Source organism: Cupriavidus sp. D384 (assembly GCF_001652915.1).
Classification (GTDB): domain Bacteria; phylum Pseudomonadota; class Gammaproteobacteria; order Burkholderiales; family Burkholderiaceae; genus Cupriavidus.
The window spans coordinates 65,080-76,736 of record NZ_BBQI01000091.1 but is presented as its reverse complement, the minus strand read 5'-3'; the positions used below and the strand labels follow the sequence as shown (position 1 = coordinate 76,736).

11 protein-coding genes and 1 riboswitch are annotated in these 11,657 nt (G+C 64.0%); of the genes, 2 read left to right on the top strand and 9 right to left on the bottom strand.

The features are described from left to right. Window positions 1–121: 121 nt before the first annotated feature. From A9J21_RS20615 to A9J21_RS20590, 6 genes are all read right to left on the bottom strand, one after another. Window positions 122–367 carry a hypothetical protein gene (locus A9J21_RS20615; protein ID WP_029051014.1) on the bottom strand — a complete coding sequence of 82 codons (246 nt, stop codon included), beginning with the start codon at window positions 365–367 and terminating at the stop codon, window positions 122–124. Between the two features lie 239 nt (window positions 368–606). Then, window positions 607–1,710, bottom strand: a complete 1,104-nt coding sequence (locus A9J21_RS20610) for a porin (protein WP_066739018.1) — start codon at window positions 1,708–1,710, stop codon at window positions 607–609. A gap of 209 nt (window positions 1,711–1,919) precedes the next feature. Further along, complete coding sequence (gene uraD / locus A9J21_RS20605) at window positions 1,920–2,441, bottom strand: 2-oxo-4-hydroxy-4-carboxy-5-ureidoimidazoline decarboxylase (protein ID WP_066739017.1); 522 nt, start codon at window positions 2,439–2,441, stop codon at window positions 1,920–1,922. Then, window positions 2,438–3,382: an allantoinase PuuE gene (gene puuE / locus A9J21_RS20600; RefSeq protein ID WP_066739016.1), complete on the bottom strand. Its 945-nt coding sequence runs from the start codon at window positions 3,380–3,382 to the stop codon at window positions 2,438–2,440. The genes uraD and puuE overlap by 4 nt, the downstream gene beginning before the upstream one ends. 222 nt (window positions 3,383–3,604) lie before the next feature. Next, complete coding sequence (locus A9J21_RS20595; protein WP_066739015.1) at window positions 3,605–5,011, bottom strand: nucleobase:cation symporter-2 family protein; 1,407 nt, start codon at window positions 5,009–5,011, stop codon at window positions 3,605–3,607. A gap of 207 nt (window positions 5,012–5,218) precedes the next feature. Then, a complete protein-coding gene (locus A9J21_RS20590; RefSeq protein ID WP_066739014.1) occupies window positions 5,219–5,959 on the bottom strand; it encodes a GntR family transcriptional regulator in 741 nt (246 codons plus the stop codon). Window positions 5,960–6,305: 346 nt separating this feature from the next. Between A9J21_RS20590 and uraH the strand changes: the two genes are divergently transcribed. Further along, the gene (gene uraH, locus A9J21_RS20585; RefSeq protein ID WP_066739013.1) at window positions 6,306–6,659 is read left to right on the top strand and encodes a hydroxyisourate hydrolase; all 354 of its coding nucleotides are present in this window, start codon (window positions 6,306–6,308) and stop codon (window positions 6,657–6,659) included. A gap of 31 nt (window positions 6,660–6,690) precedes the next feature. Continuing rightward, complete coding sequence (locus tag A9J21_RS20580; RefSeq protein ID WP_066739012.1) at window positions 6,691–7,902, top strand: urate hydroxylase PuuD; 1,212 nt, start codon at window positions 6,691–6,693, stop codon at window positions 7,900–7,902. Window positions 7,903–8,025: 123 nt separating this feature from the next. On the opposite strand, the gene A9J21_RS20575 is transcribed toward A9J21_RS20580, so the two are convergent. The 3 genes from A9J21_RS20575 to guaD form a co-directional block, all read right to left on the bottom strand. After that, window positions 8,026–8,601 carry a TMEM165/GDT1 family protein gene (locus A9J21_RS20575; RefSeq protein WP_066739011.1) on the bottom strand — a complete coding sequence of 192 codons (576 nt, stop codon included), beginning with the start codon at window positions 8,599–8,601 and terminating at the stop codon, window positions 8,026–8,028. Window positions 8,602–8,668: 67 nt separating this feature from the next. After that, window positions 8,669–8,853, bottom strand: a riboswitch (yybP-ykoY riboswitch). Window positions 8,854–8,921: 68 nt separating this feature from the next. Next, window positions 8,922–10,112: a fatty acid desaturase gene (locus tag A9J21_RS20570; RefSeq protein ID WP_066739010.1), complete on the bottom strand. Its 1,191-nt coding sequence runs from the start codon at window positions 10,110–10,112 to the stop codon at window positions 8,922–8,924. A 171-nt stretch (window positions 10,113–10,283) separates the two neighbouring features. Then, entirely contained in the window at window positions 10,284–11,624 is a 1,341-nt protein-coding gene (gene guaD / locus A9J21_RS20565; RefSeq protein WP_066739009.1) for a guanine deaminase, read from the bottom strand. Window positions 11,625–11,657: the final 33 nt, after the last annotated feature.

The window sequence follows — 11,657 nt, the reverse complement described above, 5'->3', positions numbered from 1 at the left end:
GGGCCGCGAGAGTCTCTCGCGGCCCGGTTTTTTTGTCGGTGCGCTGGCACGTCTGCCGGGGTGTCAGCGCGTCGGCGGGTCAGTACGCACGGTTGGCGTGCGCGCCAGCCAATACTCCTGGCTATTGCAACACGTTGTACTGCTCCCGCATCACCACGATGATCGAACGGGCCGCGGCCATCTGCTGTGCCAGATCGTCGAAGGTGTCCTGGCGAAAATCGACCTCAGCGCTCCAGTTGCAACCGGTGTGGTCCGGCGAATGCACGCGCATCGCATGCAATTCCACCTCACCGCATTCCGGGTTGTTATCCAGGCACTGGCTCAGGATGGCCATCAGTTCCGATCGGGATTTCACATAGCGCCGCATGCGTCACCTCACTCGTCCTGGTTTACGTGGTCCGGCACACAGTCCGGAAGACCAATCTAGGTAGAACGGGGGGGAGTCGCCAATTGAATCGGCCTATGGAGCAATGGCTTCCGATCCTGCTGCATCTGCGCAAGACCGCGCTGCGGCGCAGCATTGTGGCGCAAGAGAGACTGTTGCGCGCAAGAAAAAGCCTGCCGCGACGGGCAGGCTTCAGTTCTGCGGTGATGCCGACAGCAGGATCAGAACTTGTGGCGGACGCCCACGCCGAAGCTGTCGCCGTGCTCGAGGCCCGTGATCTTGTCGTAGTAGTACGCAGCGTAGACGTCGGTGCGCTTGGACAGGTTGTAGTCGTACGCCAGCGCGAACGTGTTGCGCTTGAAGCTCGACAGTTCGTTCAGCACGCGGCCGTACGAGTACGACGCAAGCACGTTGCCGGCGCCCACCGGCACCGAAACGCCGCCTTGGCCGTCGATGTGCTTGATGTCGCCGTTGGCGTTGGCGTTCACGTTGGTCTTGATGTACTGGCCTTGCAGGAAGACCTTGAGCATCTTGAAGTCATACGACGCGCCAGCCTGCACGGCCGATTGCTTGTCGAAGCCAACGATGTACGGCGTATTCGCGTTCGGCGTGGTCGGCGGGTTGGTCAGGTCGAACGGGGTGTTGTCGAACTTGACCTGCTGGAAGGCCAGCGTTGCCGCAAACGGGCCCGAGAAGTAGGTCACGTTGCCGCCCCACTTGTTCTTGCTCGAGTTGCCGGCCGATTCGCCGAAGCTGTAGATGAAGTTGGCGGTCAGGCCGCCGAAGTTCGGCGTCGAGTAGACGATCGAGTTGTTCCAGCCCGAATCGCCGATGATGCCCGGGTCGTACACGGTGCCGTTGTTGGCGCCGAAGTACGTGTGGAAGATCATCGGGCTGAAGACGTACGAGTCAACCAGCGGGTTGAACAGGATCGTCGACACGAAGTACGGCGTGGTGTTGCGGCCCAGCTTGACGGCGCCGTAGCGGTCGTTCTGCAGGCCGACGTAGGCGTTACGGCTGAACATCGAGTCGCCGTTGAAACGGCCGCCGCTGCCGCTGTCGGTGCGGAAGAAGCCGTTCAGGTCGAAGATGGCCTTCGTGCCCAGACCCAGATCCTCGGTACCCTTGATGCCCCAGTACGAGGTTTGCATGCCCCCGGAGTTGGCCACGAACGCACGGTCATTGCTGCCCGGGTTCTTGATGCCGCCGACGAACATATCAGCCTGGCCGTACAGCGTGACGCTGGACTGGGCCATGGCTGCGCCGGAAAAAAGGGTAGCCGCGATTGCCGCCAGCTTGAGAGCCGGCTTGTACTGCTTCGTCATGTAAGACCTCCGTGGTTGTGATGCTGCTCAGAACGTTTTCTTGTGTGCCGGGACCCTGACGGGGTCTTCTTCTGCGTGGTACCCCGGCCGTGCACGGAAGTCTGCCGGTGCAGTGCGAACCGGCGCGGCCGAGGTACCTGTTTTACAGCGATGCTGAGTCGCTGAACGTTCCTGAATTTCTCTCTCTCTTTACTGCCGTGGATTTTTTTTCAGGCGGATACTAAGTCGTTCAGGCGGAACTGCGCAATGCGGTGAATCTGGTTGATGCATGTTTGCAACTCCACCGCCGGCTCGTTCTCGATACGCCTTGCAAAAGCGTCGATGATCCCGTGCCGGTCGTAGCCGCGCACGGCCAGGATGAACGGGAAGCCGAACTTGCGGTTGTAGGCCGTGTTCAGGTCCTGCAGGCGCTGGAATTCCTCGGCCGTGCACTGGTCCAGGCCGGCTCCGGCCTGCTCGCGCGTGGATTCGGCGGTCAGTTCGCCGCGCACCGCGGCCTTGCCGGCCAGTTCCGGGTGGGCGCGCACCAGCTTGACCTGGGCGTCCTGGCCGGCTGCGTCGACCGCGCTGCGCAGCGCGGCGGCCAGTTCGGCGGCGTTGGCAAACGGGCGTTGCTTCGCGACCGCTTCGGCAAACCACGGCGAGTGTTCGTAGATGCCGCCGAGTACCTTGATGAACTCGGCTTCGGGCATCGCATTCAGCTGGGTGATGGTGTAGGTGTTCTGGCTCATGCCTGGCTCCGGTACGGGTGGGTGTCGATCCAGTGGCGCGCGATGTCGACGCGCCGGCAGATCCATACCTTGTCGTGCGATTGCACGTAGTCCAGGAACCGCTGCAGCGCGCGGAAACGTCCCGGGCGGCCCAGCAGGCGGCAGTGCATGCCCACCGACAGCATCTTCGGCTGGTCCTGGCCGCTGGGGTCGCCTTCGGCGTACAGCACATCGAACGCGTCCTTCAGGTACTGGAAGAACTGCTCGCCCGTGTTGAAGCCCTGCGGCGTGGCAAAGCGCATGTCGTTGGAGTCGAGCGTGTACGGCACCACCAGGTGCGGCTTCTTCTCGCCGCCGGTCACTTCCACTTCGGTCCAGAAGGGCAGGTCGTCGCCGTAGTAGTCGGCGTCGTACAGCAGGCCGCCGTGCTCCACCACCAGCTTGCGCGTGTTGGGGCTATCGCGGCCGGTGTACCAGCCCAGCGGCATTTCGCCGGTCAGTTCCTTGATGATCTCCATGCCGATGCGCATGTGCTCGCGCTCGGTGGCTTCGTCCAGGTTCTGGTAATGGATCCAGCGCCAGCCGTGGCAGGCGATCTCGTGGCCCAGCTCTACGAACGCGCGCGTCAGCTCGGGATGGCGCTGCAGGGCCATCGACACGCCGAAGATCGTCAGCGGCAGCTTGCGGCGTTCGAACTCGCGCAGGATACGCCAGACGCCCGCACGCGAGCCGTATTCATAGATGCCTTCCATGCTCATGTGCCGGGCGGGATAGGCCGCGGCGCCGACGATCTCGGACAGGAACTGCTCGGATGCGGCGTCGCCGTGCAGCACGCAGTTCTCGCCGCCTTCCTCGTAATTGAGCACGAACTGCAGCGCGATACGCGCACCGCCCGGCCAGCGGGCGTGCGGTGGCTGTGCGCCATAGCCAATGAGATCGCGTGGATAGTTATCGTGTGTCATCTCGTTGTGTCTGCTTCAGGAGAGAAATCCAAACTGCTGCCCCCGACCCGCTTGATCGGGCGAGGGCCTGGCCGGAACCCGGAGCGCACTGGCTTACGCAAAGCGCGTGCCAGAGTTCCGCCGAAGGACTTGACAAACGGCGCGCAAAGCGTTGCGGATTGTCTGCGCGAAATTGTCGAGTCCGATTGTCGAGGGTTAATTGTTCCTGGTTCGCAAGCGGCGTTACTCCGTGCCGTGGGTGTTCGCGGCGGCGCTGCGCATGGCTTCCTCGGCCGACTGGATGCCGTTGAAGAACAGGTTCAGCGCCACGGCCACGATCGTGCCCAGCACGATGCCGCTGTGCGTGAACGGGTCGGTCCACTTGGGCAGGTACTGGAACAGCGTCGGCGACAGGGTCGGGATCATGCCGAAGCCGATCGAAATCGCCACGATGAACAGGTTGTGGCGGTTGCGGTTGAAGTCGCAGGCACCCAGGATGCGGATACCCGTGGCTGCCACCATGCCGAACATCACGATGCCCGCGCCGCCCAGCACGAACTGCGGCACCGAAGCCACCACGTGCGCCATCTTCGGGAACAGGCCGAAGGCGATCAGGATCACGCCGCCGGCCGCCGCCACGTAGCGCGAGCGCACGCCGGTCACCGTGACCAGGCCCACGTTCTGCGAGAACGACGTGTACGGGAACGTGTTGAACACGCCGCCGATCACGGTGCCCAGGCCGTCGGCGCGCAGGCCGGCGGTCAGGTCCCTGGTGCTCAGCTTGCGGCCGGTGATGTCCGACAGGGCCAGGAACATGCCGGTGGATTCCACCAGCGTGATCAGCATGACGATGCACATCGACAGCACGGCGGTCAGCTGGAACGTCGGCATGCCGAAGTGCAGCGGCGTGATGACGGCCACGTAGCTGGCTTCATGCAGGCCTTCGAACGACACCTTGCCCATGGCCATGGCCACCAGCGTGCCGATGATGATCCCCAGCAGCACCGCGCAGTTGGCCACCAGGCCACGGCCGAAGCGCGTGAGCAACAGCACCACCACCAGCACCAGGCCGGCGATGGCAAGGTTGCCAAGATCGCCATAGGCCAGGTTCGGCACCTCCTTGACCACCCCGTCGATCACGGCGCGGGTGGTGGGCTGGCCGCCGCCGGCCCAGTTGATGCCCACGCGCATCAGCGACACGCCGATCAGCGTGATCACCGTACCCGTGACGACGGGCGGAAACAGTCCAAGCATGCGCCCCATCATCGGCGCAATCAGTATCCCGAACACCCCGGACGCGATCACCGCGCCATAGATGCCGAGCAGGCCCACGTTGGGATCGTTGCCGATGGCGATCATTGGCGCCACCGATGCGAACGTGACGCCCATCATCACGGGCATGCGGATGCCGAACTTCCAGAATCCGAAGGCCTGGATCAGCGTTGCCAGGCCCGCCGCGAAGAGGTCGGCATTGATCAGGAAGGCCAGCTGGTCCTTCGGGAGCTTGAGCGCGCCGCCGACGATAAGCGGGACGGCAACGGTGCCGGCATACATCACCAGCACGTGCTGCAGGCCCAGCGCCAGCAACCGCCCGGAGGGCAGCCGCTCGTTTGTCAGATCCGTGGGGACCGTGGTGCTTGCGGAATTCATGGGTGTGTCTCCTCTCCTTTGGTTTCGATGGGAACGCGCGCCGGGTTCCACCCTTGACCGCCTTGTCGTCGCCTCTTGTCGTGGGCGATTGTTGGCGGTTCTTGTCCGGTTTCAGTCGCGCCTCTGGCGGGCTTGATCAGCGACGGAAAACCGGTGGGCCTGCATCGGCAACAGGGGACTCTGTTGCCCGGCGGCGGGAACATCGTGCTAGGTGGAGCGGCCCAGCACGGTGCGAAGATCGAAGTTGCCGGGCTCGTCCGGCTGCACGCGGTCCGCGCAGGCGCCAAGGTGGTGCGCCATGCGCGACTGGGCCAGTGCGGCATCGCCCTGTTCCAGTGCGTCGAGAATGTCGTCGTGCTCGTCGAACGAGCAGGCGTTGTGACCCGGGGCTTCCACGCTGGCAATCATCAGCGTGGTGCGCGACACCAGCCGGCGCATCATCGTCACCAGCAGTTCGTTGCCGGAAAGCTCGGCCAGCGCGGTGTGGAATTCGGCCGACAGGCGGATCCAGGTCGGGCGCTCGTGGGTCAGGAAGGCCTGGCGCTCGTCGTTCACCATCTTGCGCAGCGGGGCGATCACGCTGCGCACGTTGGGCATGGCGGCCAGCTTTTCCAGCACCGCGCGTTCCAGCATCTGGCGCAGCTCGAACATGTCATGGGCCTCGTCGGTGGACGGGCTGGCAATGAACGCGCCGCGGTTCGGCTCCAAGTCGACCATGCCGTCGGCGGCCAGGCGCGACAGCACCTTGCGCACGGTGTGACGTGCGGTGGCATAGATTTCGCAAAGCGAATGCTCGGTCAGCTTGGTCCGGGGCGGCAGCCGGTGCTCCATGATCGCGTCGTAGATCTCGTGATACATGCGCTCTTCCACCGACCCCTTGCGGGCGGGCTTGTTATCGGTGGGCGCGGGCAGGGCGTCGGCGGCAATCAGCTTGAGATTCTTGGACATGCTGGGCACTCGTAAAAGCAGGAGAGGCGATGGTCAGCGATCGTAACGAGCCGTTCACACATCAACATCAAGGGTCTTGATATCGATCATTTGGCTTCGCCGATCTAAAAATTGTTGACAATTATTTGGATATGCAAGCACCATTGTCAACAAAACCGACCCAGGTTTCCGACAACTACGGGTATTTACCGAGTTGTCATCAGGATAGGGCAGGCGCATTGTCGCCTCGCACCAATCCAGCGCCGGGATGCGTTGAAACACGTACCGAGCGGGCACCATTTCCCACAAATGGTGCTAGTGAAGGCAGCGGCGCCCCTCACAACCCACACTCCAAAGGAAGAACAGGATGGGACGCTTGACCACTCACGTTCTCGACACTGCCGCCGGTACGCCCGGTGCCGGCATGTCGGTTACCCTGCATAAAATTGTCGACAATCGTCGCGAGACGCTGAAGTCGATCCAGACCAACCACGACGGCCGTGCCGACCAGCCCCTGCTGGATGGGGCCGACCTGCAGCCTGGCGTCTACGAACTCGATTTCGGCGCTGGCGCCTACTTCCGTGCCCAGGGCGTGAAACTGCCCGAGCCGGCATTCCTTGATGTGGTGACGCTGCGTTTCGGCATTGCCGACACGAACGCGCACTACCACGTGCCCCTGCTGGTGTCGCCGTGGTCGTACTCGACCTACCGCGGCAGCTGAGTCAAGGCGGACGGGAACAAGGAGACAAGTCATGGAAGGCTACATTCTCGACTGGGCCAATCTGCTGTTGCGTTGGCTGCACGTCATTACGGCGATCGCCTGGATCGGTTCGTCGTTCTATTTCGTCTGGCTGGACAACAGCCTGACGCGTCCCATCGATACCGGCCTGAAGGACAAGGGCGTCGATGGCGAACTGTGGGCCGTGCACGGTGGCGGCTTCTACAACCCGCAGAAATACCTGACCGCACCGAAGTCGCTGCCCGAGAACCTGCACTGGTTCTACTGGGAGTCGTACTCCACGTGGATGAGCGGCTTTGCGCTGCTGGTGGTGCTGTACCTGTTCAACGCCAGCACGTTCCTGATCGACAAGAACGTCTACGACATGTCGCCCGGCGCCGCCGTGGGCTTTGCCGTGACGTACCTGATCGTTGGCTGGGTGGTCTATGACGCGATCTGCCGCATCTTCGGCAAGAGCGACCGGACCGTGGGCATCCTGGTGGCCGTGTATGTGGCCGTGGCAGCTTTCGTGGCCTGCCATATCTTCGCGGGCCGTGCGGCATTCCTGCTGACCGGCGCGATGATCGCCACGATCATGAGCGCGAACGTGCTGTTCTGGATCATTCCGGGCCAGCGCAAGGTGGTGGCGGCACTGAAGGCCGGCCAGCCGGTGGACCCGATCCACGGCAAGCGCGGCAAGCAGCGCAGCGTGCACAACACGTACTTCACGCTGCCGGTGCTGTTCGCGATGCTGTCCAACCACTACAGCATGACGTACGCGGCCAAGAACAACTGGCTGGTGTTGATCATGGTGATGCTGGCTGGCGTGATGATCCGTCAGTTCTTCATCCTGAAGCACAAGGGCAAGATCAACATCGCGTGGCCGGCCGCCGGTGTGGCATGCCTGGGCCTGGTGGCATTCCTGATCGCCCCGCAGCCGCGTCCGCAAGTCGCCAAGAGCGCTGACGGCGACGCCGCCGCAACGGCCGTGAGCTTCGTGAAGGTGCAGGAAATCATGAACACGCGCTGCGTGCAGTGCCATGCCGAGCAGCCGAAGATGATGCCGACGGCCGCCAAGGGCATCAAGCTCGATAGCGCCGACGGTATCAAGTCGCACGCCCAGCTGATCTACCAGCAGGCCGTGCAGCAGAAGGCCATGCCGCTGGGTAACGTCACCCAGATCACGGACGACGAACGTGCCCTGCTGGGCCAGTGGTTCGAGGGCGGCGCAAAGACGACCAACTAATTTGACCGGGCATCGGTGATCGACGGTCCGGAGGCTGCGCAGTCAGCAGCCGGCTGTACCGGACCGGCGAGGGTTTGAGCGGGGCTTCGGCCCCGTTTTTTTATTTGTGCTGCCGATGTGGCATCAGCCGCCCACGTTGAACAGCGCCAGCAGGCCCAGCACCAGGAAGATGGCCGCCGCAATCTTGTGGACCAGCGCGATCGGCATCTTGTTGGCGAAGCGGTCGCCCAGCAGCACGGCCGGTGCATTGGCCAGCATCATGCCGAACGTGGTGCCGGCAACCACGGCCAGCACTTCGCCATGGAAGCGCGCTGCCAGGGCTACGGTGGCGATCTGCGTCTTGTCGCCCATCTCGGCAAAGAAAAACGCCACGATCGTGGTGCCCAGGATGCCCAGCGCGCCCTTGACCGGCTTGGCTTCCTCGGCGTCGTCGAGCTTGTCGGGAATCAGCATCCAGCCTGCCATCGCAATAAAGCCAAGGCCAAGAATCCAGCGCAGCAGGTTGGCGCCCAGCACGCCGGTAATCCAGCCGCCCAGCGCGCCGGCAAAGCCGTGGTTGACCAGGGTGGCGATCAGGATGCCAAGGATGATGGGGAGAGGCTTGCGATACCGCGCGGCCAGCACGAGCGACAGCAACTGCGTCTTGTCGCCCATTTCGGCGAGTGCGACGATACCTGTGGAGACGAGGAACGATTCCATTTTTATAGGTGCAATAACCGGGCCGCAAACGCATCTCGCGAGATGCCAATGACACATACCTTTCCCGGCCCGGCCAGAAAGGTATGGTCATCGGTCTCGCCAGGCGCCGGACACAAGGTCCTGGGCTGCGCACGCCATAACCGCCTGCCGAACCGGCATTTGGTCAAGTCTGTTGACGTACGCCCCTGTCTTCCGGGTGCCGCATTGCGCGGCGCGGTGAGATCAGGGCGGCTACTCCCCAATGGAAGCCCGCATTTTAGCCAGACCGATGGGTAATGTCCATCAATCTGGCTTTTTTGCGATGTCTTTGCGAATGATTCTCAGGCCGGCACGGGGCTGTTCTCGCTGGTCTGGCGACCGCGGAAATCGGTCCAGCACAGGGCCTTGAAGTCGTAGAGCTTGCAGCGGCGGGCGGTCTGGAAGTACCAGCGCCACGAGAAGTTCTCGATGATGATGCGGCCCGGCAGCGCGTGTTCGAGCAGCGCCTGCGCGCGCTTGAGCTGGTACAGCGGCACGCTCATGTCCACGTGGTGCGCCGTGTGTTCCATGATGTGATGCAGCGCCGCGCCAATGCCCATGCCGAAGCGCAGGTGCACGGTCGTCGACACGAACGGCTGGGCCTTGGCCCACATCGGCTTGGTGTCGTACCAGGCCACGCTTGTATGCGTGTGATGGACGTAGAGCACGAAACCGACCGTGGTGTTCCAGACCAGGAATGGCAGCACGAAACCGGTGCCGATCATCAGCAGCACGGACTGGTCCGTGGCGATGGCCAGCCAGGCCAGCGCGCCGATCCACAGCGCGCCGAACGCGGCCACCAGCGTGCAGTCCCACATGAAGATCGGGCGGCGCGTGGCCATCTGGCGCTTGCTCGGGAAGAACAGCTTGAACCACCAGATCTCGATCAGGTAGTACAGCCCGGCGCCAACGCCGTTGCGGTAGATGCGCTCCATCACACGGCGGCGGCGCGGCAGCGCGCGGAATTCCTCGAGCGAGTAGGGCGCCCAGACAAAGTCGAAACCCTTCAGGTTGGTGTAGCCGTGATGCACGACGTTATGGCCCACTTCCCACAGGCTGTAAGGCGTCAGCGAGGGCAGGAAGGTCAGCCGGCCCAGCCATTTGTTCAGGCTGCGGTTGTCGGTCAGGCTCTGGTGGCAGGCGTCGTGGCCGATGATGAACAGCCGCGCGATGATCAGGCCGGCCAGCACGCCCAGGCCCACCTTGGCCCACCACGCCGACAGCAGTACCACGCCGGCCAGCACGGCCGCGAACAGCGCGTAGTCGAACGCGAACAGCATCAGCGCGCGTGGCGTGCTGCGGCGGCCCAGCGGGATCAGCCAGCTGCGGATGGTCTTGCGATTGGGGAACGGTGCCTCGAAGGCGATGGGTTCCGGCAGCGGAACGTTGCCGGCAGGGCGGTTCTGGTGAGTCTGGCGGGCTTGGCCGGGGGCGGCCGCCGCGCCGATGTCTTGGGCATCGGCAGCGGAAAGGGTGTCGGATCGGGCAGTCATCGATGGTCCAGCGAGTCGGAATGCGGTGGCGCCCAGTCTTGAGGGCGCACGGATGCGACAGGCTAGAAGGGTTTGATGACGATTGTGTTGATTCCGGTCAATACATGGCCTCTAAAAGGGGCTTTCCGTTCGCATGCGCCCGGAAAGCCCCTTGCCGGCAAGGCCGTGTGGTCAGGCTGCCACCGGCACGTCGGCCGTCTCCTCGCCCATGATGTAGACGCTGTCGATCACGCGGTCGTCGCCCAGCATCGCAAACGCGAACAGTTGTTCCTCCAGCGTTTCCGAGCGGTGGCTGCGGCGCGCGATCAGCGGCGTGGCCTCGGGGTCCAGCACCAGGAAATCGGCCTCGCAGCCCGGCTCGAAGCTGCCGATGCGGTCCTGCCAGCCCAGTGCCTCGGCCGCCGCACGCGTGGCCAGGTAGAACATGCGCAGGGCGGTCAGGTGATAGCCGCCCATGCGCGCCACCTTGTGGGCCGCGTTCATCGTGCGGAACATCGAGAACGACGTGCCGCCGCCCACGTCGGTGGCCAGTGTCACGTTCAGGCGGTTGGCGTCGGACTGGTGGAAATCATAAAAGCCGCTGCCCAGGAACAGGTTCGACGTGGGGCAGTGGGCCACCGCCGCGCCGCTGTCGGCCAGCCGGCGGCGATCCTCGGGGTCGAGGTAGATCGCGTGCCCGTAGAACGCGCCCGGGCGCAGCAGGTTGTAGCGGTCGTAGACGTCCAGGTAGCTGCGGGCGTCGGGAAACAGCTCGGCCACCCATTTCACCTCGTCGCGGTTTTCGGCCACGTGGGTCTGGATAAAGACGTCGTCGTGGGCACGGGCCAGCTCGCCGCAGGCGGCCAGCTGCGCTTCCGTGGACGTCGGCGCAAAGCGCGGCGTGATGGCGTAGGCCAGGCGATCCTTGCCGTGCCACTTCGAAATCAGGTCGGCCGACTCGCGTGCGCCGGACTCGGCCGTGTCGCGCAGGAATTCGGGGCAGTTGCGATCCATCATCACCTTGCCGGTGATCATGCGCATGTTGCGCGCCTGGCTGGCGGCGAACAGGCCGTCGGCCGAGGCGGCATGCACGGTGCTCCAGACCATGGCCGTGGTGGTGCCGTTGCGCAGCAGTTCGTCGGTGAAGAAGTCGGCCACGCCGCGTGCGTAGGCGGCGTCGCTGAAGCGGCGTTCCTCGGGGAACGTGTAGGTGTCGAGCCAGTGCAGCAGGCCCGGCGACGGCGACGCGATGATATCGGTCTGCGGATAGTGGATGTGCGTGTCGATGAAGCCCGGCACGATCAGCTTGCCGCGATGGTCGATCACCTCGGCGTCGGCGGGCATCTCGCCCGCCAGGCTGTCGTACGAACCGACGGCGGCAACACGGCCGGCCGTCACGATCAGCAGGCCGTCTTCCCAATACTGATAGGCATCGTCATGGAACTGCGGGTCGCGCAGGAAATGAAGGATGCGGCCGCGGATGGCGCGGGTGACGGCACCATTGGTGCGGGAAGCGGGGGAAGTCGTCGTCATCGTCTTGTCTCGGGGCGGCCGGCGCCCCGCCCG